General features: G+C 67.8%; 21 protein-coding genes. 14 read left to right on the forward strand and 7 right to left on the reverse strand.

What is annotated here, in order from left to right:
• The first annotated feature begins 11 nt into the window (after positions 1-11).
• Positions 12-1,274, forward strand: coding sequence for an MFS transporter (locus NFR49_RS06595; protein WP_251158816.1), 1,263 nt, complete (start codon positions 12-14; stop codon positions 1,272-1,274).
• A 77-nt stretch (positions 1,275-1,351) separates the two neighbouring features.
• Complete coding sequence (locus tag NFR49_RS06600) at positions 1,352-1,789, forward strand: HIT family protein (RefSeq protein WP_251158817.1); 438 nt, start codon at positions 1,352-1,354, stop codon at positions 1,787-1,789.
• A 90-nt stretch (positions 1,790-1,879) separates the two neighbouring features.
• Here the strand turns inward: NFR49_RS06600 and NFR49_RS06605 are convergent, their stop codons facing one another.
• Positions 1,880-3,067: an MFS transporter gene (locus NFR49_RS06605; protein ID WP_251158818.1), complete on the reverse strand. Its 1,188-nt coding sequence runs from the start codon at positions 3,065-3,067 to the stop codon at positions 1,880-1,882.
• A gap of 117 nt (positions 3,068-3,184) precedes the next feature.
• On the opposite strand from NFR49_RS06605, the gene NFR49_RS06610 reads away from it, so the two are divergent.
• The gene (locus tag NFR49_RS06610; RefSeq protein ID WP_251158819.1) at positions 3,185-3,727 is read left to right on the forward strand and encodes an ArsR/SmtB family transcription factor; all 543 of its coding nucleotides are present in this window, start codon (positions 3,185-3,187) and stop codon (positions 3,725-3,727) included.
• 119 nt (positions 3,728-3,846) lie between these two features.
• On the opposite strand, the gene NFR49_RS06615 is transcribed toward NFR49_RS06610, so the two are convergent.
• From NFR49_RS06615 to NFR49_RS06625, 3 genes are all read right to left on the reverse strand, one after another.
• A complete protein-coding gene (locus NFR49_RS06615) occupies positions 3,847-4,152 on the reverse strand; it encodes a hypothetical protein (RefSeq protein WP_251158820.1) in 306 nt (101 codons plus the stop codon).
• A 344-nt stretch (positions 4,153-4,496) separates the two neighbouring features.
• The gene (locus NFR49_RS06620) at positions 4,497-4,964 is read right to left on the reverse strand and encodes a hypothetical protein (RefSeq protein ID WP_251158821.1); all 468 of its coding nucleotides are present in this window, start codon (positions 4,962-4,964) and stop codon (positions 4,497-4,499) included.
• 169 nt (positions 4,965-5,133) lie between these two features.
• Positions 5,134-5,925, reverse strand: a complete 792-nt coding sequence (locus NFR49_RS06625) for a DeoR/GlpR family DNA-binding transcription regulator (RefSeq protein ID WP_135977946.1) — start codon at positions 5,923-5,925, stop codon at positions 5,134-5,136.
• A gap of 243 nt (positions 5,926-6,168) precedes the next feature.
• Here NFR49_RS06625 and NFR49_RS06630 point away from each other — a divergent pair, with 243 nt between their 5' ends.
• The 7 genes from NFR49_RS06630 (at position 6,169) to NFR49_RS06660 (ending at position 12,061) form a co-directional block, all read left to right on the forward strand.
• Positions 6,169-6,633, forward strand: a complete 465-nt coding sequence (locus NFR49_RS06630; protein WP_204406857.1) for a PTS sugar transporter subunit IIA — start codon at positions 6,169-6,171, stop codon at positions 6,631-6,633.
• Positions 6,634-6,711: 78 nt separating this feature from the next.
• On the forward strand, positions 6,712-8,127 hold the full coding sequence (locus tag NFR49_RS06635) for a PTS ascorbate transporter subunit IIC (RefSeq protein ID WP_251158822.1): 1,416 nt from the start codon (positions 6,712-6,714) through the stop codon (positions 8,125-8,127).
• Positions 8,128-8,292: 165 nt separating this feature from the next.
• Positions 8,293-8,580: a PTS sugar transporter subunit IIB gene (locus NFR49_RS06640; protein ID WP_135977948.1), complete on the forward strand. Its 288-nt coding sequence runs from the start codon at positions 8,293-8,295 to the stop codon at positions 8,578-8,580.
• Between the two features lie 143 nt (positions 8,581-8,723).
• A complete protein-coding gene (locus NFR49_RS06645; protein WP_251158823.1) occupies positions 8,724-9,575 on the forward strand; it encodes a transketolase in 852 nt (283 codons plus the stop codon).
• Positions 9,575-10,537 carry a transketolase family protein gene (locus tag NFR49_RS06650; protein ID WP_251158824.1) on the forward strand — a complete coding sequence of 321 codons (963 nt, stop codon included), beginning with the start codon at positions 9,575-9,577 and terminating at the stop codon, positions 10,535-10,537. The genes NFR49_RS06645 and NFR49_RS06650 overlap by 1 nt, the downstream gene beginning before the upstream one ends.
• Positions 10,538-10,645: 108 nt before the next feature.
• Positions 10,646-11,287, forward strand: a complete 642-nt coding sequence (gene deoC, locus NFR49_RS06655; protein ID WP_251158825.1) for a deoxyribose-phosphate aldolase — start codon at positions 10,646-10,648, stop codon at positions 11,285-11,287.
• Between the two features lie 105 nt (positions 11,288-11,392).
• A complete protein-coding gene (locus NFR49_RS06660; RefSeq protein WP_251158826.1) occupies positions 11,393-12,061 on the forward strand; it encodes a transaldolase family protein in 669 nt (222 codons plus the stop codon).
• Between the two features lie 350 nt (positions 12,062-12,411).
• Here NFR49_RS06660 and NFR49_RS06665 read toward each other — a convergent pair whose 3' ends face one another.
• Both NFR49_RS06665 and NFR49_RS06670 read right to left on the reverse strand, forming a co-directional pair.
• Positions 12,412-13,629, reverse strand: coding sequence for an Nramp family divalent metal transporter (locus NFR49_RS06665; RefSeq protein ID WP_251158951.1), 1,218 nt, complete (start codon positions 13,627-13,629; stop codon positions 12,412-12,414).
• 81 nt (positions 13,630-13,710) lie between these two features.
• Positions 13,711-15,540: a magnesium transporter MgtE N-terminal domain-containing protein gene (locus NFR49_RS06670; protein WP_251158827.1), complete on the reverse strand. Its 1,830-nt coding sequence runs from the start codon at positions 15,538-15,540 to the stop codon at positions 13,711-13,713.
• A gap of 330 nt (positions 15,541-15,870) precedes the next feature.
• Between NFR49_RS06670 and NFR49_RS06675 the strand changes: the two genes are divergently transcribed.
• The 4 genes from NFR49_RS06675 (at position 15,871) to NFR49_RS06690 (ending at position 20,702) form a co-directional block, all read left to right on the forward strand.
• Positions 15,871-16,626 (forward strand): DeoR/GlpR family DNA-binding transcription regulator, encoded by a 756-nt coding sequence (locus NFR49_RS06675; protein ID WP_251158828.1) that lies wholly within the window; start codon positions 15,871-15,873, stop codon positions 16,624-16,626.
• A gap of 159 nt (positions 16,627-16,785) precedes the next feature.
• Positions 16,786-19,080: a formate C-acetyltransferase/glycerol dehydratase family glycyl radical enzyme gene (locus tag NFR49_RS06680; protein ID WP_251158829.1), complete on the forward strand. Its 2,295-nt coding sequence runs from the start codon at positions 16,786-16,788 to the stop codon at positions 19,078-19,080.
• Positions 19,070-19,930: a radical SAM protein gene (locus tag NFR49_RS06685; protein ID WP_251158830.1), complete on the forward strand. Its 861-nt coding sequence runs from the start codon at positions 19,070-19,072 to the stop codon at positions 19,928-19,930. The genes NFR49_RS06680 and NFR49_RS06685 overlap by 11 nt, the downstream gene beginning before the upstream one ends.
• Before the next feature lie 103 nt (positions 19,931-20,033).
• Entirely contained in the window at positions 20,034-20,702 is a 669-nt protein-coding gene (locus tag NFR49_RS06690; RefSeq protein WP_135977957.1) for a transaldolase family protein, read from the forward strand.
• A gap of 147 nt (positions 20,703-20,849) precedes the next feature.
• Here the strand turns inward: NFR49_RS06690 and NFR49_RS06695 are convergent, their stop codons facing one another.
• Positions 20,850-21,287, reverse strand: coding sequence for a hypothetical protein (locus tag NFR49_RS06695; RefSeq protein WP_251158831.1), 438 nt, complete (start codon positions 21,285-21,287; stop codon positions 20,850-20,852).
• Between the last annotated feature and the right edge of the window lie 63 nt (positions 21,288-21,350).

Below are 21,350 nucleotides of genomic sequence, written 5' to 3' on the forward strand. Positions count from 1 at the left end.
GAGGAGGACCCATGCGCAAGCGCATCCCCATCCTGGTCGTGGGCACGGTGACCCTGCTGTTCCTCGGCCTCATCTACGGCTACTCCGTGGTCATGGCACCGCTCAAGGCCCAGTTCGACTGGTCGGTCTCGGGCATGACCACCATCTTCGCCCTGTCCATGATCGCCTTCACCGTGGGCAACCTCGTGGCCGGCAAGCTCCTCAAGCGCCATAACGTGCGGTTCGTCATGACCGTGGCCATCGCCTTCCTCCTGGTGGGCTTCGTGGGCTCCGCCTTCGCCGACGGCACCGCCAGCCTGCCGGTGGTGTGGCTCACCTACGGCATCGTGGCCTCGGTGGGCATCGGCTTCGTCTACAACGTCATCGTGCCCACCGTCACCGCGTGGTTCCCCGACAAGACCGGCATGGCCCAGGGCATCTGCCTCATGGGCTACGGCCTGGGCGGCTTCGTCCTCGGCCCCGTGCTCACCCAGCTCTACACCGTGGTCGACTGGCGCATCGTGTTCGTTGCCATGGCCGTGGTCTTCTCGGCCCTCGTCTTCGCCAGCTCCGTGGTGATCCACATGCCCACCGCCGAGGAGGCCGCCGAGCTGCCCGTCTCCCGCGCCGCGGGCGACAACGCCGGCAATGCCGCCGGCACCGAGGACGTGCCCACCAAGGGCCTCTTCCGCGACCCCACGTTCTACTTCTTCTACCTGTGGATGTTCCTGCTGGGTGCCGTGGGCATGGCCACCACGGGCATCGGCCGCGAGTTCCCCACGAGCCTCGGCGCCGACGCTGTGACCGCCGCCTTCGTCATCGGCTTCGTCAACATCGGCAGCGGCCTCGGGCGCCTCATCGGCGGCACCCTGCTCGACCGCATCGGCCGCGCCCCGTTCATGGTTGGCACCGCCTGCCTCTCCATCGCCGGCGCGCTGATCATGCTGGCGGCCCAGGTCACCGGCTCCATCGCCGTCCAGGTGGCGGGATGCCTGGTCACCGGCCTCGCCTGGGGCGCGGTCATCGTCACCATGGCCTTCGTGGTGCGCAAGGTGTGGGGCCAGGCCAACTTCGCCGAGAACCTGGCCGTCGTGAACTCCTACGGCATCTTCGCGGCCCTCGTGGGCTCCATCGGCTCCGGCGTGCTGCTCCAGGCCGTGGGCTCCCTGGCCACGGTGCTCGTGGTCATGGCCTGCTTCGGCGTCGTGGGCCTGGTGGACGCCCTGGTCCTCAACGCCCACCGCTCCAAGGTGGCCCGCCTCAAGGCCGCCCACGCCGGCGCCCGGGCGGAGTAGGGGAGGCCCCGGCCCCGTCGCCGTCCCTGTCCCACCCGCGTTCGACCCCTCGCAACCAACCCCGTAAGGAGGTCCCCATGAAAGACGAGAAGTGCGCCTACTGCATGGCCTGGGACGACCCCAGCCTCATGGACGCCTACGGCATCCCCCTGGCCGAGCTCGAGAACTCCAACCTCATCCTGTTCAAGGAGCAGAGCCACCCGGGCCGCGTGATCGTGGCCGCCAAGCAGCATGTGGACGACATCTCCGACCTCACCGAGGACGAGGCCCTGGCCTACATGGCCGACGTCCGCCGCGTAGCTGCGGCCCTGCACAAGGCCTTCGCCCCGCAGAAGATCAACTTCGGCGCCTACGGCGACCTGATGCACCACCTGCACTTCCACCTGGTGCCCAAGTACGAGAACGACGAGTACGAGTGGGGCGACGTCTTTGCCATGAATCCCGGCCGCGTGGCCCTCACCCCCGAGGAGTACGACGAGCTGGGCAAGAGGATCCTCGCCGCCCTGGAGGACTAAGGCGCTCCGAGACATGAAGCACGGCCGTAGGGGTGCCCCTGGTGACGGGGCACCCCCTTTTTTTGATCGGGGCCGCGGGCCCACCTGCCGTCAGACGGGGATTCGAAGGGCGGCGCAGCGGGCGGCCCATACCGCGATGGCGACAAGGGCGAACCCGAACACGGTGAAGACGGCAGCGGCCCCCCACGCCTGGGCGATGGCCCCGCAGAGGAACGAGGACAGGGAGGCCGTCCCAAAAGAGGCGAGGCTCAGGATGGCCATGGACCGACCACCTTCCCCTGACTCGACCGACCCGAGGTAGCTGGCGGTGAGAAACGCGGAGGCTGCACCGGCGGCGGCCCCCGACAGGGCGACCCCTGCGGCTGCCAGCTCGGCGGAGGGGGCTGCGGCAACGAGGCAGAGGGCAATCCCCATGATTGTCATGGAAGCCGCCACAACGAGGCCCAGGGGGTGGCGGCCTCTCGACGTGAGGGAGGCGGCGGCCCCTGCCACGGACCCGGCGCCATAGGCCGTCACAAGCAACCCCATGGTCGCCGCTCCCCATCCACGGTAGTCCACGAGGAGCGTTATGCCCGTGGAGAAGGCCCCGGAGCAGACGAGCTCGGATACGGCCACAAGTGCGAGCATGGCTCGGCACGGCCTTTTTTGCATGAGTTCGACGAGCGTTCGCAGGGTTCCCTTTTGAGGGCGGGCGTCGATGTCGTCGGGTCCGGTTCTGGTCGTCACCGAGTTCAAGGCGATGGCGGACAGCGCAAAGCAGGCGCCGATGGCCCCATATACGAGCGCCACGGGCCATTGGGCGAGCATAAGGCCGGCAAGTGCCGGGCCAAGCACCACGCCGCACCGCTGCACCACCGAGAACTGCTTCTGGACCATGGGAACCCGGGAGGGCTCCGCCACTGCCCACGGCATGGATTGGATAGCGGGAAGAAAGATCGCGTCGAAGGCGCCGACAAGGACTGCGGTCATCGCGAGGCCCGTCACGGTCTCGGCGCCAGAGCGAGCCGTGCTAAGGCACGCGATGAAAATCACCGCCGCCTTGAGAGCGCTGGATATGGTTGCGACCCTTTTTGTCCCAAAGCGGTCTGCGAGCATTCCTCCGGGGAGCAGGAGCAGGGCTCTTGGGAGGCTGCCGATGCCCATGACCGCACCCACGACCATCGGGTTCGGTGTCAATGCGGCCGCATACCACGACAGGCTGAGGTAATAGGCTTGGTCCGCTAGCAGTCCGACCGCATAGGACCCGAGCCATCGGGCCGTGTTCTTGGGTAGGGTCATCGGTCTTTCCCTTGTGCGGGTTTTTGCGAGCGCCTCTCTCGGGTGCCGTATCCTCATGGTAGGGTGTCTTTCAAATAAAGACAATATGTGTTGTACATATACTTCTCGGAGGGGCCCATGGAAGGAAAGAGGGACGTCCAGCTGCGCCTCAGGGCGCTCGGCAATGCGGAGCGGTTGCGCGTGCTGGCGTTTTTGCGAAACGCGGGGGAGGCCACTGTCGGCGATGTGGCAAAGGCGCTCTCCGTCGCTCCGGGAAGCGCGAGTTACCACATTGGCTGCCTGGTCGACGGAGGGCTTGTGGAGAGGGCCGACCGCCCTGATGGCGATAAGAGAAAAAGCTGGTGGCGAGCGGTTGATGGGGAGAGCCGGTTGGAAGGGCACGAGGAGGTCTCTTTGTTCCAGGCCGCAAACAGCGCCTATGGAGACGCCTACGACCGGTATCTGGCAAGCAAAGACAACTTGTCCGACGCCTGGATCGAGGCCGAGGCGGGGGTGGACACGGTTCTTGCCCTCACAGTTGATGAGGCCGCCTTGCTCAAGGAGGAGCTGGAGTCCTTTGTGCGGCGATGGATCGAGGCGAACAAAAAGACGGCTGCGGCCCAAGGAGAGGAGCGTGGGCAGGTCGCCCTTGTGGTGAGGGCGTTCCGCTGGATCCCGTAGGGCGTTCTACCTGCGCAAGGGGGCATGGCGGGAGCGGGCCACTCGCTCGTTGGCTCAACGCGCAGGTCCCATCCTCTGGTCTTGCTGGTTATGTTGGGCTATCGCTTGCTGCCGAGGCTCTAGCTGTCAAAGCGTTCCAAGGGCGTGCCGAGCAGCTCCCCGGCTTCGTCGTAGCCTTTGGCGAGCTCCCAGCCGCTTACGTAACCGGAGGTGTCCGAGGGATAGAGGTGTGTCCACGTGATGATGTCGCCCTTCTCCAGGGTCGCCATGACGTCTTGAACTGACGGCTCGTCGCTTTTGAATGTCACGAGCACGCAGATGCCATTGTTGAGGGAGTTGCTGTCCAGCACTCTCGTAACTACCAGGTACTTTTCGTCCTGTACGCCCTTCATTACGACCTCGCCGGTGGATGCAACCTTGACCATGCTGTCGATGCTCGGGCTGGACGAGCAGCCTGAGATCAGCAAAAAAGAGAGACTTGCAATGACGATCGCAATGGGAAGGGGCCTTTTAGAAGTAGGTGCCATGGGTGTAACCATATCCACTATATGAATAGTTAAGAAACACCATGCTTCCCCAACCATCGTAAACGTGCAGCGTGTTCATGGTCTGACCGTTTTTTAAGTATTGAGCGGGCATCAATATCGAGGAGTGTTCTTTCGCTTATCGGAAAGATGCTTGTGTCCTGCTGAGGCAGTGGTATCTTAAAATATCTGTGAGTATCTACTTTTTTCGATATTAGAAGAGAATTAGTCGGCGCAGGGTTACTTCAAGGCCGCATTGCATTTATTGCGTCCGCCTCCATCTGAGTGTGCACGACTGCTGCGGGCCACTCGCTCGTTGGCTCGACGCGCAGGTCCCATCCGGATATGTAGCCCAGGGTTTCGGGTGCGAGGGTGCTCATCCAGGTGATGCGGGTGCCGGGCGATACGGTTACGGCAGCTGCGACATTGCGAAATGTCACGAGCACGTAAGAGCCAGCCTCGAGCCGGGGGCTGTCGAGCACCTTGGCAACCACAAGGAGCTGCTCTCCTTCCCTTTGCGAGAAGACCGCCTCGCCCTCGGATGTTCCGGCCGCCGCACCCTCGCCGCCGGTCTGCGCCTGGGAGGCGTCGCCGTCGCCCGCGTTCGGCGAGCGCGCTGTCTCGGTTTGTGTGCTTGGTGCGCATGAGGTCAGGGCGCCTCCGGCCAGTAGGCCGGCGATTGTCATGAGGTGCCGCCGGGAAATAGCTGCCACGGTGCCTCCCTCTTTCGTGTGACAGGGGACGGTGCCATTTGTCACGTGCTCTATTTCATTCTAGATGAGTTGGCGCAGGGGGGCACGCGCAGTGGCAGGTCCGGGGACAGCGGGATAGCGGCGATGGCAGCAGCGGAGTCGCGGCAGGAGCGCGGCGCCCCGCCCACCCCTAGCAGAGCGTGGGGATCCCCATGGACGCGATCTGGCCCAGCACCGCCACGTCGCTCTCGTTGGTGACCACGGCCGTGAAGTCCCCGATGGAGGCAAAGCGGTAGCCGGCCCGGTTGGAGAACTTCCAGTCCTCGGCCAGTAGGAACCTGTAGGTGGCGTTCTCTATGGCGCGCTGCTTCACCAGGCCGTCGTCCATGACGTCGGCCATGACGGCGTGCTTTTGCAGCGAGATGCTCGAGCACGAGACGAAGGCCTTCTCAAAGAGGAGCGGCTCGAGCAGGCTGATGGTGGTGGGGCCGGTGAAGCCGCGCATGTCGGGGGAGAGGTACCCGCCGGTGGCCAAGGCCGTGACCTTGGGGTTCTTGGCCAGCACCGTGGGGATGTCGATCATGTTGGTGGTCACGATGCAGCGCTTGTCGCCCGCGGCCAGAAGCTCGGCGATGTAGAGGCAGGTCTTGGAGACGTCCAGGAAGATGGCGTCGCCGTCGGCGATCTCCATGTAGGCCCGGGCGGCCACGGCCCTGCGGCTGTGCTCGGCGGAGTCCTCCTCGGCAAGGTCGAGGGCCCCGTGGAGCAGGGCCGCCTCGCTGGCGGGCTCGGGCTCGGGCCGGTCGATTCGGGTGGCGCCGCCGTACTCGCGGCGGCAGAGCCCCTCCGCCGCCAGGACCTTGAGGTCCTTGCGGATGCTGTCCACCGAGACGGAGAACCGCTGGGCCAGCTCCTCCACGGTGGCGTGGCCCTCGGCGTCGATGTATGCGGCCATGGCGCGGCGGCGCTCTTTGGGAAACACGGGGCTCCTCGGGCGGTTGGCGGCGGGTTGGGGTGAAAAACCGGGAAAAGCAGACTGTCTCGAGACTCAATTTAGTCGCTGTATGGCGTCTTTTCCAGCTTCTTCCTGATTCATCTACCGTTCATCGTCAAATACCAACCGTTCGCGGGAGAAAACCGGAAGAAACAGGAAAAACCTAGGAAGTCCTGTCATTGTCAGGGCTGTCCAAGCATCATTAAGTTGTCTGAAGAGGAAAGGGGCGCCATGGCCAACGCTATCGAGTCCATGCTCAAGCGCGAGAACGTCCAGATCTGGGAAGGGGCTGACTCCTGGGAGGAGGCCGTGAAGGTGGCCGTCACCCCCCTGGTGGACGGTGGCTTCGTGGAGGACCGCTACATCCAGGGCATCATCGACAACGCCGCCGAGTTCGGCCCGTACTTCGTGATCTGCCCCGACCTCGCCCTTCTCCATGCCCGTCCCGAGCAGGGCGCCCTCAAGACCCAGCTGGCCGTCACGGTCATGCGCGAGCCGGTCTTCTTCAAGCCCGAGGGCCCCGGCGTGCGCGTCCTGGTGACGCTGGCCGCCACCGACTCCAACTCCCACATCGAGGTCATGCGCGAGCTCGCCACGATGTTCTCCGACCCGGCCACCATCGAGGCTGTGGCCTGCGCCGCCGACGCCGACGAGGCCTACCGCCTGTTCGTCGACGACGCCGAGGCGTCTGCCTGACAGGGCATCATCCGGCCTCCGGGTCGGCAGCCATAGGAAACGTGTAAGGAACCAACGCGACAAGAAAGGAGACGGATGATGGCAGTGCTCGACTTCTTCGTCAACATCCTGTCCACTCCGGCGATCCTCGTCGGCCTCCTCTCGCTCATCGGCCTCGTGCTTCAGAAGAAGCCCGTCGAGGACGTCGTGAGCGGCACCATCAAGACCATCGTGGGCTTCCTGGTGCTCTCCGCCGGCGCCGCCTACCTCCAGAGCGGCTCCCTGCTCGCCTTCGGCGAGGTCTTCAACTACGCCTTCAACATGCAGGGCGTCGTCCCCAACAACGAGGCCGTCGTGTCCATGGCCCTCAAGGACTTCGGTCAGGCCACGGCCATCATCATGTGCCTGGGCATGGTGCTCAACATCGTGCTCGCCCGCTTCTCCCGCATGCCCTACATCTTCCTCACCGGCCACCACACCCTGTACATGGCCTGCATGCTCGCCGTCGTGCTCTCCATCGGCGGCCTCGAGGGCTGGGGCCTCTACGTGGCCGGCGGCTGCGTGCTCGGCCTGATCATGGTGCTCTCGCCGTTCTTCTGCCAGTTCACCTTCCGCAAGGTCACCGGCACCGACTCCATCGCCCTCGGCCACTTCGGCGGCATCGGCTACGCCATCTCCGGCTGGGTGGGCCACTTCTTCGAGGGCAGCACCTCCACCGAGGACATCAGCTTCCCCAAGCGCCTCACCTTCCTGCGTGACACCGTGGTCTCCATCTCCATCACCATGATGGTGTTCTTCATCGTCGTCACCGGCGTGGCCGTGGGCCGCGGCATCCTCGACGCCGACCCCACCCAGTTCCAGTACCTGAACGAGCTGCTCAACGTCGGCACCGAGACCCACACCAACTGGCTCGTCTGGGCCCTCACCTCCGGCATGGCCTTCGCCGGCGGCGTGTACATCATCCTCTCCGGCGTGCGCCTCGTCGTGGGCGAGATCGTCCCCGCCTTCAAGGGCATCGCCACCAAGCTCGTGCCCGGCGCCGTGCCCGCCATCGACTGCCCCGTCGCCTTCCCCTACGCCCCCAACGCCGTGATCATCGGCTTCCTCGTGTCCTTCGTGGCCGGCATCGTGGGCCTCGTGATCCTCGGCGCCATCAACGCCTCCCTGGTGCCCGTCGCCCTGATCCTCCCCGGCGTCGTCCCCCACTTCTTCTGCGGCGCCACCGCCGGTGTCTTCGGCAACGCCCGCGGCGGTATCAAGGGCTGCGTGGCCGGCTCCTTCATCCACGGCCTGCTCATCACCTTCCTGCCGGCCCTGTGCATGCCCGTCTTCACCGCCCTCGGCTTCACCAGCGCCACCTTCTCCGACTTCGACTTCTCCATCCTCGGCATCGCCTTCGGCAACCTTGCCCAGGTGCTGCCCGGCTGGCCGCTCCTCGTCATCTGCGTGGCCTGCTACCTGGCGCCCATCGTCTTCAACCTCGTGGCGCCCAAGAAGGTCGAGGAGGCCAAGTAAGCCTCCGCGCCCGTGCACTCCCGGCGGGGGCGCCCTGAGCCTCACCGGCGCGGAAGGCGCCCCCGCCGATTTCTCCACACCGTGGACGTATCAAAGTTCCACGATGGAACCCGTACCTACTACCCGGCGCCCCAGGGCGCAAGCAATGGAAAGGAAGTCACCACCATGGCTATCTCCAAGATCATGTGCGCCTGCGGCTCCGGCCTCGGCTCCAGCCTGATGGTCCAGATGAACATCGACGACGTCCTGGCCGAGCTCGGCCGCACCGACGTCACGGTGGACCACACCACCATCTCCGACGTCCAGCCCGGTGCCGCCGACCTCTTCGTCATCGGCCGCGACCTCGAGAACTTCGTCAACGACATCCCCGAGGAGCAGAAGGTCGTCCTCGTGAACATCGTCGACAAGAACGAGCTGCGCGACAAGCTCAAGGCGAAGTTCGACGCCGAGTAGGCGCGGGCGCCCCACCCACCACAACGCAGGATCAGTGCGGCCCCTGATCTGGGCCGCGACTACCTGATGAGAGCCCCAGGCGGGCGGCCCTCCAGGACCGCCCGCCTTTGTCATAGCGATTCACCGTCAAGAAAGGAGACACGATGCAGGCAGAAGAGCTGGAGCGCGTGACCGCCCTCGCGGCCAAGATTCGCCGCGACGTGCTCGAGATGCTGCTCCCCCTGGGGGCCGGCCACCTGGGAGGGTCCTTCTCCATCGCCGACCTCATGGCCCTGCTCTACGGCAAGGTCCTGGCCTACGACCCCGAGAACCCCCGCTGGGAGGGCCGCGACCGCGTGGTCCTCTCCAAGGGCCACGCCGGCCCCGCTTGGTACGCGGCCCTCGCCGAGAGCGGGTTCTTCGACCGCGACATGCTGCTCACGCTCAACCAGGGTCACACCGACCTGCCGAGCCACCCCGACCGCCTCAAGACCCCGGGCGTGGACATGACCACCGGGTCCCTCGGCCAGGGCTGCTCCACCGCCGCGGGCATCGCCTACGCCAACCGCCTCAAGGGCTCCGACGCCTACACCTACCTCATCGTGGGCGACGGCGAGCTCAACGAGGGCCAGTGCTGGGAGGCGTTCCAGTTCATAGCCCACAACCGCCTCAACCGCTGCATCGTCATCATCGACGACAACAAGAAGCAGCTCGACGGCTACACCGTCGACGTCATGAACCCCTTCGACATCGCCGCGAAGATGCGGGCCTTCGGCTTTGCCACCCAGCGCGTGAACGGCCAGGACGTCGTGGCCCTGGACGCCGCCATCACCTGCGCCAAGCACACCGAGGACAGCGCCGTGGCCATTGTCATGGACACCGTCAAGGGCGCCGGCGTCCCCTACTTCGAGCAGCTGATGGACAACCACTCCGTGAAGTTCAACGCCGAGGCCAAGGCAGCCGCCGAGGCCGCCATCGCCGAGCTCGAGGCCGTCATCGAAGGGAGCCGAGCCTGATGTTCACCCTCGCCAAGGACCGTTCCCAGATGGGGACCGAGCTCCGTGCCGTGGTGGTCTCCACCCTCCAGGAGCTCATGGCCGAGCGCGACGACGTGGTGGCCCTCGAGGCCGACCTCGGCGGCGCCAGCGGCTTCACCAAGATCGCCAAGACCAACCCCGACCGCTTCGTGCAGTGCGGCATCGCCGAGGCCGACATGATGGGCATCGCCGCCGGCATGTCCTCCGAGGGCTTCGTGCCGTTCTGCCACACCTTCGGGCCCTTCGCCACGCGTCGCGCCTTCGACCAGGTGTTCCTCTCCGGCGCCTATGCCGGCAACACCCTCAACATCTACGGCTCCGACCCCGGCTTCACCGTGGCCACCAACGGCGGCACCCACACCACCTACGAGGACGTGGCGCTTATGCGCACCATCCCCGGGGCCGTGGTGGCCGACGCCGCCGACGCCACCCAGATGGCCTGGATCGTGCGGGAGTTCGCCGGCCTGGGCACCGGCGTGCACTACGTGCGCGGCAACCGCAAGGCCGTCCGCGACGTCTACGCCCCCGGCTCCACCTTCGAGATCGGCCGCGGCAACGTGGTGCGCCCCGGTGACGACGTGCTCGTGGTGACCGCGGGCCAGCTGGTCTCCGACGCGCTGGACGCCGCCGAGGCCCTGGCCGAGAAGGGCGTCTCCGTCGAGGTGGTGGACATGTTCTGCATCAAGCCGCTGGACGTGGACCTGCTCGTCTCCGAGGCCGCCGGCAAGAAGGCCGTCGTGGCCTTTGAGAACCACAACGTCATCGGCGGCCTGGGCTCCGCCGTGGCCGAGGTCATGGCCGAGCGCGCCATCGCCGTGCCGCTCGTGCGCCACGGCGTGGAGGAGCGCTTCGGCCAGGTGGGCCCCGCCTCCTTCCTGCAGGAGGAGTACGGCCTGACCGCCGACGCCCTCGTGGCCACGGTCGCCGAGGCGCTGGCCTAGCCACCCGCCGCACGACGCGCGCGTGACAGAGGTGCCTGGCCCATCTGTCACTTCGCCTATTCAAGTACTGATAACCACTGATACCAACCGTGGAAAGGGGTAGGTCCCGTGAACCTGAACGCGTTGATCGACCACACCGTCCTCAAGGCCACCGCCACCCGCGACGACGTTGCCCGCCTCTGCGACGAGGCCGTCGAGCACGGCTTCGCCTCGGTGTGCGTGAACACCTGCTGGGTGCCCATGGTGGCCGAGCGCCTCGCCGGCACCCCCGTGAAGACCTGCTGCGTGGTGGGCTTCCCCCTGGGCGCCATGGCCACCGACCCCAAGGCCTACGAGGCCAAGTGGGCCGTGGAGAACGGCGCCGACGAGGTGGACATGGTCCTCAACGTGGGCTGGCTGCTCGAGGGCGCGGACGACGCCGTGCGCGAGGACGTCGCCGCGGTGGTGCGCGCCTCCCAGGGCCGCTGCGTCAAGGTCATCCTCGAGACCTGCTACCTCGACGACGCGCAGGTGGAGCGCGCCTGCCGCCTCTCCGTGGAGGCCGGGGCCGCATTCGTGAAGACGAGCACCGGCTTCGGCACCGGCGGCGCCACCGTGCACGACGTGGCGCTCATGCGCGCCGCCGTGGGCGACGCCTGCAAGGTCAAGGCCTCGGGCGGCATCCACACCGCCGAGGAGGCCGCCGCCATGGTGGAGGCCGGCGCGGACCGCATCGGCACCAGCTCCGGCATCGCCATCGTCGCTGGGTAGCCCGCGGCCACGACCGTTCGGCCGTCAGCCGACCCGGGTGGGTTCTTCAACCAATCAGGCTGGGTACCAACGTCGTGACCCGGCACTTCCGAGAAGGGACACACTATGAAGTTCTTCATCGACACCGCCGACCTCGAGCAGATCAAGACCGCCTACAGCTGGGGCTGCGTCGCCGGCGTGACCACCAACCCCTCCCTCTACGCCAAGACCGGCGGCAAGCTCGCCGACTTCGAGGCCCACATGGTCAAGATCGCCGAGGCCTGCCCCGACGTGCCGGTGTCCGCCGAGTCCACCGCCACCACCACCGAGGAGATGGTGGCCGAGGGCCTGCGCCTGGCCGCCCTCGCCCCCAACATCGTGGTGAAGCTGCCCATCTGCGCCGAGAGCCTCGCCGCCACCAAGGAGCTCAAGAAGCACGGCGTCGACGTCAACATGACGCTCATCTTCACCGTGCCCCAGGCCCTCATGGCCTGCTCCGCCGGCGCCCGCTACGTCTCCCCGTTCGTGGGCCGCTTCGACGACATCGCCGAGGACGGCATCGACCAGCTCTCCGCCATCGTGACCGCCGTCAAGAACTACTACGGCCCCGAGCACACCGAGATCATCGCGGCGAGCCTGCGCACCCCCAACCACGTGACCCAGGCCGCCCTCCTCGGCGCCGACATCGCCACCGTGCCCTTCGCCGCCATGGAGAAGTGCCTGCACCACCCGCTGACCGACGCCGGCCTGGCCGCCTTCGAGGCCGACTGGGCCAAGGTGTCCGCCGCGGAGTAGGGCGGCTGCCCCCGGCTGCCCCCGGCTGCCATCGGCCGCCACCGATCGGCGCCCCCCACCGGCACCCCCCTATCGGCACCTGAATGCGATTGAGGGCGACTTCCAGCGCGGAAACGTGCCGGAAGTCGCCCTCATCCACGTTCAGGGAGGCGGAATCCGCCCTCAGGCGCGTTCAGGTGCGGGGAGGGGCGCCCTCGACCGCGTTCAGGTGCCGAAGGGGCGAGGGACCGAGGGGCCCGGGGGTGCGGCGGGGGCGCACCAGGGGGTGCGACCGGCCGGGGCGCCCGGTCAATGTGGGACAAAAGTGTCCGACCATTGGGACAAAAGTGTCCGACTGTTGGGACAGGGGCTCAGTAGCCCAGAGCCTGCAGCACGAACATCACCACGGTGAGGGCCGCGATGACGCCGATGGTCGCCCACGTGATGGCCGTCCACACGCGGCCGTTGACGTAGCGGCCCATGATCCGCCGGTCGCTGGCGATGCGCACCATGTAGACCATGAGCACCGGCAGCAGCACGCCGTTGACCACCTGGGCCGCCATCATGATGCCAAAGAGGTCCACGTTGGGGACGAGCACCACGCCGGCCGAGAGGGCGATGATGGCGGTGATGATGCCGCGGTACACCGGGGCCTCTCCCCAGGTGCGGTCGGCCCCGTGCTCCCAGCCAAAGGCCTCGCACACGGCGCTCGAGGTGATGCCGGGCAGCACCGAGGCGGCGAGCACCGAGGCCCCCACGAGCCCCAGGCCGAAGAGCCTCTCGGCGTAGGCGCCGGCGATGGGGACCAGGGCCTGGGCCGCCTGGGCCGCATCGTCCACGGCGATGCCCGCCGGGTGCAGGGTCACGCCGGTGGCCATGATGATGAACCAGGAGATGGCGGAGGCCAGGATGGCCCCGGTGGCGGTGTCGATGCGCTGGAACGGGATCTCGGCGGCCCCCACGTTCTTGTCCACCACGTTGGACTGGGCGAGGAAGATCATCCACGGCGCGATGGTGGTGCCGATGTTGGCCACGAGCAGGCTCAGGTACTCGGGCGTGGCCTGGACCCGGGGCACCAGGGTGGCGTTGAGGGCGTCTCCCCAGTCGGGGCCCACCATGAAGCCGGCGATCACATAGGTGATGAAGACGCAGCAGATGGCCAGCAGCACCTTCTCGATGCGCTTGTAGCTGCCGCTCATGGTGAGCAGCCAGATGACGATGGCCGCCGTCGGCACGCTCACGGCGGCCGGGATGCCAAAGAGGGCCATGCCGCTCGCGATGCCGGCGAACTCGGACAGCGTGACCATGGTGTTGGAGACGAGCAGCGCCAGCATGGCGAACGCGCTCATGCGCACGCCGAACTGCTCCCGGATGAGGCTTGCGAAGCCCTTGCCGGTGACGCAGCCCATGCGGGCGGCGGTCTCCTGGACCACGATCATGAGGAACCCCATGATGGGCACGGTCCAGAGCTGGCCGAAGCCAAAGAGCGCGCCGGCGTTGGAGTAGGTGGCGATGCCGCCGGCGTCGGTGCCGGAGAGGGCGGCGATGAGGCCCGGGCCCATGGCCGCGAGCACGGTGCCCACGCGCATGGCCTTGGGGGCCGCCGGCGCCGGGCGCCTCTGGCCGGTGGGGTTCTGCGGGGTCCGGTCCCGCTTGAGGGCCGCCACGGGCTATCCCTGCATCCCGAGGAGGGCGAGGGCCACGGCGCAGAACACCGCGATGGCCACGGCGAGGGCCACCATGCGCAGGGAGAGGCGCGACACGTCCTCGCCGCGCCCGTCCTTGACCCGCAGGGCCTTGAGGTAGGCCGGCGCCGACCCGTAGCTCACCAGGGCCGCCGCGGCGGCGGCCCAGAAGCCGTCGACGAGGGCCTGGGTGACCGGCGTCTCGGGCACGATCTCGGCGAACCCGGCGGCGGCCAGCACCACGAGGGCGAGGTAGACGCAGGCGATGGCCACGCCGCGCACGACGAAGGCGCCGCTGGAAGGGGCGTCCTCGTCGTCGGGGTCGAACTCGATGAAGAAGCCCACCACGTAGCCCACCATGTCGTCGGCCATGAGCAGGCACACCGGCAGGGCCACCGCGGCGGCCAGGGTGCCGGCGCCGAGGCCCAGGGCGCTCCCCACGGCGCTCATCACGGCGGCGCCCACCACCCAGAAGAAGAACCAGAGCTGGCTGCCCAGGAGCCACCGGAGGTCGTGGGTGGGCCGGTCGGGGTCGGAGTCGGTGCGGCCGCCGGCGAGCTGCAGGTCCTCCTCGTGCTCCTCCTCGAGGACGTCGAGGGCGTCGTCCACCGTGACGATGCCCACGATGCGGCGCTCGTCGGTGACCACGGGGATGGCCAGCAGGTTGTACTTGGAGATCGCCTCGGCCACGTCCTCCTGGTCGTCGTCGGGGTCGGCGCAGATGACGTCGGTCTCCATGATGGAGGAGAGGGTCGCGCCCATGGGCTCGATGAGCAGGGTGCGCAGGGACAGCACGCCCAGGAGGCGGCGGTCGTCGTCGGTCACGTAGATGTAGTTGACCGTCTCGATCTCGTCCTCGTCCACGGTGCGGATGGCCCCGATGGCGTCGGCCACCGTGGCGGAGGGCCTCAGGTCGATGAACTCCGAGGTCATGATGCGTCCGGCGGTGTCCTCCCGGTAGCCCAGGAGCTGGCGGATGGCCCGCTCCTCCTTCACGCCCATGAGGCGCAGGAGCGTCTCGGCGCGCTCGTAGTCGAGCTCGCTCACGAGCTCGGCCGCGTCGTCGGGGTCCATCTCCGAGAGCATGCGGGACGCGTCGGCCGCGTTCATCTCGTCCATGATCTCGGCGGCCATCTCGTCGTCGTCGAGCTCGGCCATGGCCTCGGCCGCCTGGACGTCGTCGAGCTGGGCGAAGACCTGGCCGCGGAGGCGCGGGTCGAGCTGCTCGAGGATGTCGGCGATATCGGCGGGGTGCATGTCGTCGAGGGTCTTGTGGCTCACGTTGAGCTGCACGTCGGAGAGCTCGCGGTCGAGGAGGTCCATGTAGCTCCAGGCGATGATCCTCTCGGGGAGCTCGTGGCCGAAGACACGCCCCACCTTGACCGCCAGAGACTCCAGGCGCGGGGAGAGGCCGCGCAGCACGCCGCGGGCGCCCACCTCGGCGCCGAGGAGGCGCAGCTGGGACGAGCCGGAGTCGGAGAGCTTGAGGTCGTTCACGCGCACCACGCGCAGGCCGCGGGTGTCCACGATCTGCTTGTTCATGAGGTCCCGGTTGATGAGGACCTCCTCGGGCTGCAGGTAGGAGAAGCGGATGTCGGTGGCGGGGACCTTGAGGCGCACGGCGTCGCCGTCGAAGTCCTCCACGTACTTGCGCCAGCTGATCATGAACGGCGTCTTGCCCGGACCCACGAAGGCCAGGGAGGTGACCCGGGGGAAGACCTCGCCGGTGGCGATGCCCAGGTCGTTGACGGTGCCGACCTGCTCGCCCTCGGAGTCGACGACGGGAAGGCCCAGCATCTGGGACAGGTAGATCATGCGTGCTCCTTCGTGGTCCAGGGTCTCGCCCTGTCACGGTGCCGCCCGTGGGCGGCCGGACACCCCTCGCCCGGTGTCCGAACGGTCTCGGAGTCACGCGGGAGGGGTCATCGACTGCGAGGTCGGGGTTTCATCGATGTCCCTTCTCATGTAGTGAGGCTGCCGGCCCGTCGCCGGCGCAGACGGTTCGTAGTATAGCCGCCCCGGCCGCGGGCCAGAGGCCGGTTTTCCCACCCCGGGCCCATCGTTTGCGGGAGTTCGGGTCGCTGCGGTCCAAATACGATAAAGTCGGACAAAACAATACGTGAACAACGACAAAGGGGGTGCCCGGTGTTTCTTCAGGAGCGGCAGAACGCCATCGCCGACCTCATCGCCGAGCAGGGCCGCGTGGCCGTGGCCGACCTCGCGGCGCGCTTCGACGTGAGCGAGGACTGCATCCGCAAGGACCTCAAGCAGCTGGTGGAGGAGGGGCGTGCCAAGAAGGTCTACGGCGGCGCCATCCGCCCGGAGGCGCCCCTCGAGCGCGTGGTGCTCAACCGCGTGGACATCAACGCGGACGCCAAGCGCGCCATCGCCGAGCGGGCCTACGGCCTCATCGAGCCCGGCGACACGGTGTTCCTCGACGTCTCGTCCACCAACCACTACCTGGCGCAGCTCCTGGCGGCCGGGGACACCCGCTGCCAGGTGGTGTCGACCATGATCGACATCCTCCAGATCCTCGCCGCGAACCCGCTGGTCACGGCCGTGGGCACCGGTGGCACGGTCAACAGGGAGCTCAACGGCTTTGTGGGGGCGCGCACCGTGGAGGCGCTGGGGCCGCTGCGGTTCGACCGCGCGTTCATCGCCGCGCTGGGCGTGGACGCGGCGTCGGGCGACGTCCTCACGTTCGACGCCGACGACGGCATCGTGAAGCGGTGCGCCCTCGAGCGCTCGCGCGAGGCTTACCTGGTGGCCGATGCCGAGAAGTTCGGCGCCTGGGGCACGTACGCCTACGGCAACGTCCGCGACTTCACCGCGGTGATCACGGCCCCCGCGACCCCGGCCCTGGTGGAGTCGCTGGAGGAGGCCGGGGCGACGGTGCTCTGAGCGGCGCCGGATGCGGGCCCGTTGCCGGACCCGGCCCCCAGATGGGGGCCTCCATCGGTGGAGGTGCTGTGGAGTCATTCAGTCTGTCTTGTTCTTGTAGATACCACGACAGAATAGGATAAAGTAAGAGCAAGTAATAACCCCATCAGGGAGGACGCCATGCTCACCCAGCGCACCCAGGCCATCAAGGACAGCCTCTTCGCACAGGAGCGCCCCATCGACCTCGAGCGCGCCACCCTCTACATGGAGAGCTACGGCGAGACCGAGGGCCAGCCCGCCATCCTGCGCCGCGCCCGCGCCCTCGTCCACCTGCTGGAGAACCATGAGATCGTGATCGACGACCGCGACCTGCTCGCCGGCAACCGCACCCGCGTGCCCCGCGCCGGCGTGGTCTCGCCAGAGATGAGCCCCTACTGGATCCTCGACGAGCTCGACGAGTTCGGCACCCGCCCGCAGGACCGCTTCTCCATCACCGAGGAGGACAAGGCCTACTACCGCGACGTCCTCTATCCCTTCTGGCGCGGCCGCAGCCTCAACGACTGGTACCGCGCCCACGTGCCCGCCGAGGTGGTGGAGGCCCAGAGGACCCGTGTGTTCGCCGTGGCCCAGACCGACAAGGGCCAGGGTCACATCATCCCGGACTTCGAGGCCGTCATCACCCGCGGCTGGGGCGCGCTCCTCGCCGAGGCCCGCGGGCACCTGGCCGCCGAGCCGGGGAACGGGTTCTACCAGGCGGCCGTGATCGTGCTCGAGGGCACCGTGGCCTACATCCGCCGCTACGCCGAGGCCTGCCGCACCCTGGCCGCCACGGCCGGGCCCGCCCGCGCCGGGGAGCTCTCCCGCATGGCCGCCATGCTCGACCACCTGGCCGAGGGCCCGGCCCGCGACTTCTACGAGGGCCTGCAGGCGCTGTGGCTCGCCGAGCTCGTGTTCGAGCACGAGTCCAACGCCAGCTCCATCTCGCTGGGCCGCGTGGACCAGTACCTCTGGCCCCTCTACCGCGCCTCCCGCGATGCCGGCGCCGACCCCGCGTTCATCCGCGAGCTCATCCAGGACTTCTACCTCAAGTGCAACACCGTCGTGTTCGTGCGCAGCACCGAGAGCGCCAAGTTCTTCGCCGGCTTCCCCTCCGGCTTCAACATCGTGGTGGGCGGCGTCGACGAGACCGGCCGCGACTGCTCCAACGAGCTCTCCGAGCTGCTGCTGGACGTGCAGAACGACACCCGCCTGCCCCAGCCCAACCTCTCGCTGCGCATCCACTCCACCGCCCCGGCGCGCCTGCTCCGCACCGCCGCCGAGGTGATCCGCCTGGGCGACGGCATGCCGCAGGTCTTCTCCGACGACGCCAACATCCTGTCGTTCGTCAACCGCGGCGTCTCCCTCGAGGACGCCCGCGACTACGGCGTGGTGGGCTGCGTGGAGCTGTCCATCCCCGGCCGCATGTACGGCCTGCACGACATCTCGATGTTCAACATGGTGCGCTGCATGGAGATCGCCCTGGCCGAGCACCCGGAGGGCTTCGACACCTTCGAGGGGCTCGTCTCCGCCGTGGAGGCCGTCATCGACCGCTACGTGGCCCTCATGGTGGAGGGGTGCAACGTCTGCGACCTCGCCCACCGAGAGACCAGCCCCACCCCGCTTTTGTCCTGCGCCGTCCGCGACGCCATGGAGAAGGGCGCCGACATCACCGCCGGCGGCGCGCGCTACAACCCCTCCGGCGTGCAGGGCGTGGGCACCGCCAACCTGGCCGACTCCCTGCTGGTCATGAAGCAGGCCGTCATCGAGCAGGGCCTGCTCTCCTGGGGCGACCTCTACGCCATGCTCGACCGCGACTGGTCCGGCGAGGGCGACGAGGTCTGGCGCCGGCGCTTCGTCAACCGCTTCGCCAAGTACGGCAACGACGTCGACGAGGTCGACCTCATCGGCAGCCGGCTGCTCTCCCACTACGGCCACGAGGTCGTGCGGTACGGCAACCCCCGCGGCGGCCGCTTCCAGCCCGGCAGCTACACCGTCTCGGCCCACATCCCGCTGGGCGAGGCCTGCGGCGCCACCCCCGACGGCCGCCGCGCCCACGAGCAGCTGGCCGACGGCGGCCTCTCGCCCATGGTGGGCCGCGACAAGGAGGGCCCCACCGCGTCGCTGCGCTCCGTGGCCAAGCTCGACAACACCCTCGACTCCAACGGCAGCCTCCTGAACGTGAAGTTCTCGCCCGCCACGCTGGCCGGCGACGACGGCGTTGAGAGGCTCTGCGCCTACCTGCGCGCCTTCAACCGACTCAAGGTCCAGCACATCCAGTTCAACGTGGTGGACAGGGCCACGCTCCTCGACGCCCAGGAGCACCCCGAGGACCACGGTGACCTCGTGGTGCGCGTGGCCGGCTACTCGGCCATGTTCGTGGAGCTCGCCCGCGGCATCCAGGACGACATCATCAACCGGAGCGAGCATGTCCTCTAGGGCCGGGCAGACGGCCTGCGTCACCAACGTGCAGCGCTACTCGCTCCACGACGGCGGCGGCATCCGCACCACCGTGTTCCTCAAGGGCTGCCCCTTCACGTGCCCGTGGTGCTGCAACCCCGAGAACCTCTCGGCCGCCCCGGAGGTCTCCTTCAAGGAGCGGCTGTGCATGGGGTGCTCCCGCCGCGAGCCGGGCGGCCTCTGCGCCACGGCGCCCGAGGACTGCCCCACCGGCGCCAAGACGCTCCTCGGCGAGGAGCTCTCCGTGGACGACGTCATGGACCGGGTGCTGCGCGACGCGGCCTTCTACGAGGAGAGCGGGGGAGGGCTCACGGTCTCCGGCGGCGAGGCGCTGCTCTGGCAGCCCTTCGTGCAGGCGCTCCTCGGGCGGGCCAAGGCCGAGGGCCTCGGGACCGCCGTCGAGACCACCCTGGCCCTGCCCATGGCGGACCCCGCGGGACTGGCCGCCGTGTGCGACCGCTGGCTCGTGGACTTCAAGGTGGCCGACCGCGACCGCTCTCTCGGAATCTGCCGCATCGACCCGGAGGTGCGCGACCGCAACCTGGCGGCCCTCCGGGGGCTCGGCGCCGACGTCGTGGCCCGGATGCCCATCGTCCCCGGCCACACGGACTCTCCGGAGAACGTGGCCGCCAACCTCGACGCTGTGGGGGCCGCCGGTCTCACCCGCGTGGACGTGCTGCCGTTCCACCAGCTCGGCAGTGCCAAGTACGACTCCCTGGGGCTCGACTACGCCATGGGGGACGTCCCACAGCTCTCCGAGGCCGACGTCGCCTGGGTGGTCGACGAGGCCCGCGCCCGCGGCCTGGACGCCCGCGTCCGTGGGGAGTGAGGCCGGTACATATATCTGTTCGTAGCAGGTAATCGTTTCGTTCGTAAACAGCTATCATAAGGCCAGCGTAGAAAACCCAGGCCGGGACCAGAAAGGGAAGACCATGGAACTCATCCTCGACACCGCCGACATCGACGCCATCCGCGAGCTCAACGAGGTCTACACCGTCGACGGCGTGACCACCAACCCCACCATCATCACCCGGAGCGGCAAGACCTTCGAGGAGGTCCGCGACGGCATGCTCGAGGTGCTGGCACCCGAGCAGAAGCTGTTCATCCAGGTGGTCTCCACGGACTTCGACGGCATCATGGCCGAGGCCCGCTACATCTGCGCCCTGCGCCCCGAGAACACCTACGTCAAGATCCCGGTGACCCACGAGGGCATGCGCGCCATCAAGGCCTGCAAGGCCGAGGGCCTGGGCGTCCTGGCCACCGCCATCTACTCCGCCAGCCAGGGCTTCATGGCTGCCAAGAACGGCGCCGACTACCTGGCTCCCTACGTCAACCGCATGTGCAACCTGGGCGACGGCGTGGGCGAGGTCGTGCGCCTGCAGGCCATGCTCGACCAGGCCCGCATGGACACCCGCATCGTGGCCGCCTCGTTCAAGAACGTGGAGCAGGTCAACGAGCTGCTCGAGAACGGCATCGAGGCCGTGACCGTCCCCGTGGACGTGGCCTGGAACATGCTCGACATCCCCAGCACCCCCATGGCCGTGGACGAGTTCACCCGCAACTGGGACGCCGCCTACGGCCGCAAGACCCTGCTGGCCTAGCCGCTCTGTCCCACCGGTCGGACACTTCTGTCCCAATGGTCGGGCACTTGTGTCCCACAAGGGTTTGATGTCGAGGGGCCCCGACGCGCCGAAGCGTCGGGGCCCCTCGACCGTGCGTCAGGTACGGAGATGCGCCGTGCGGGCGGGTTATGCAGGCGTAGGGGTGACGCGCCACACCGAATAGACGCACGGCTGGTCGGGTCCGGGGGAGACCGGTCCATACGACAGGTCGACGGACAGGTGCTGGCCGGGCTCAAAGCCGTCGAACGAAACGCGGGCGACGGCGTCGACGGTGGCAGGAAGCTCGCCGTCGGGGGCCGGGGATTCGATGGCGAGGGAGACGGTCGGGTCGGCTCCGTTGGCCTTGCTGCTCGGCCCAAGGTAGGTGACGGCTAGGTCCTGATACCAAAAGCCACCGTTTGCCGTGTCGTTGCCTTGGGAGGGGGGCCGGGTTTCTGTGGGCTCGGCGGCGGTCGTGGGCTGCCGGTTTTGGGAACAGGCCGTCAGGCAACCTGCCGTTGCGGTGACAAGCAGGCATAGGGCGGCACTCAAGTGGGCCAAGTGCTGAATACGGAGTAGTTGCATTCCTCACCTCGAGAAGAATGTGCCCGCTTGGTAAGTCCTGCGATTCATGCCGTTCCCTTCTCG

Origin of the sequence: Caniella muris (assembly GCF_943193035.1) — a bacterium.
Taxonomy (GTDB): Bacteria; Actinomycetota; Coriobacteriia; order Coriobacteriales; family Atopobiaceae; genus Granulimonas; species Granulimonas faecalis.

Bases quoted from the DNA above. Each gene is read 5' to 3' on its own strand.
- NFR49_RS06615 (WP_251158820.1), bottom strand. From the start codon at position 4,152: ATGGTCAAGGTTGCATCCACCGGCGAGGTCGTAATGAAGGGCGTACAG.
- NFR49_RS06640 (WP_135977948.1), top strand. From the start codon at position 8,293: ATGGCTATCTCCAAGATCATGTGCGCCTGCGGCTCCGGCCTCGGCTCC.
- NFR49_RS06605 (WP_251158818.1), bottom strand. From the start codon at position 3,067: ATGACCCTACCCAAGAACACGGCCCGATGGCTCGGGTCCTATGCGGTC.
- NFR49_RS06690 (WP_135977957.1), top strand. From the start codon at position 20,034: ATGGAACTCATCCTCGACACCGCCGACATCGACGCCATCCGCGAGCTC.
- NFR49_RS06695 (WP_251158831.1), bottom strand. From the start codon at position 21,287: ATGCAACTACTCCGTATTCAGCACTTGGCCCACTTGAGTGCCGCCCTA.
- NFR49_RS06645 (WP_251158823.1), top strand. From the start codon at position 8,724: ATGCAGGCAGAAGAGCTGGAGCGCGTGACCGCCCTCGCGGCCAAGATT.
- NFR49_RS06670 (WP_251158827.1), bottom strand. From the start codon at position 15,540: ATGATCTACCTGTCCCAGATGCTGGGCCTTCCCGTCGTCGACTCCGAG.
- NFR49_RS06660 (WP_251158826.1), top strand. From the start codon at position 11,393: ATGAAGTTCTTCATCGACACCGCCGACCTCGAGCAGATCAAGACCGCC.
- NFR49_RS06635 (WP_251158822.1), top strand. From the start codon at position 6,712: ATGGCAGTGCTCGACTTCTTCGTCAACATCCTGTCCACTCCGGCGATC.
- NFR49_RS06610 (WP_251158819.1), top strand. From the start codon at position 3,185: ATGGAAGGAAAGAGGGACGTCCAGCTGCGCCTCAGGGCGCTCGGCAAT.
- NFR49_RS06680 (WP_251158829.1), top strand. From the start codon at position 16,786: ATGCTCACCCAGCGCACCCAGGCCATCAAGGACAGCCTCTTCGCACAG.
- NFR49_RS06685 (WP_251158830.1), top strand. From the start codon at position 19,070: ATGTCCTCTAGGGCCGGGCAGACGGCCTGCGTCACCAACGTGCAGCGC.
- NFR49_RS06600 (WP_251158817.1), top strand. From the start codon at position 1,352: ATGAAAGACGAGAAGTGCGCCTACTGCATGGCCTGGGACGACCCCAGC.
- NFR49_RS06595 (WP_251158816.1), top strand. From the start codon at position 12: ATGCGCAAGCGCATCCCCATCCTGGTCGTGGGCACGGTGACCCTGCTG.
- NFR49_RS06630 (WP_204406857.1), top strand. From the start codon at position 6,169: ATGGCCAACGCTATCGAGTCCATGCTCAAGCGCGAGAACGTCCAGATC.
- NFR49_RS06650 (WP_251158824.1), top strand. From the start codon at position 9,575: ATGTTCACCCTCGCCAAGGACCGTTCCCAGATGGGGACCGAGCTCCGT.
- NFR49_RS06665 (WP_251158951.1), bottom strand. From the start codon at position 13,629: ATGCGCGTGGGCACCGTGCTCGCGGCCATGGGCCCGGGCCTCATCGCC.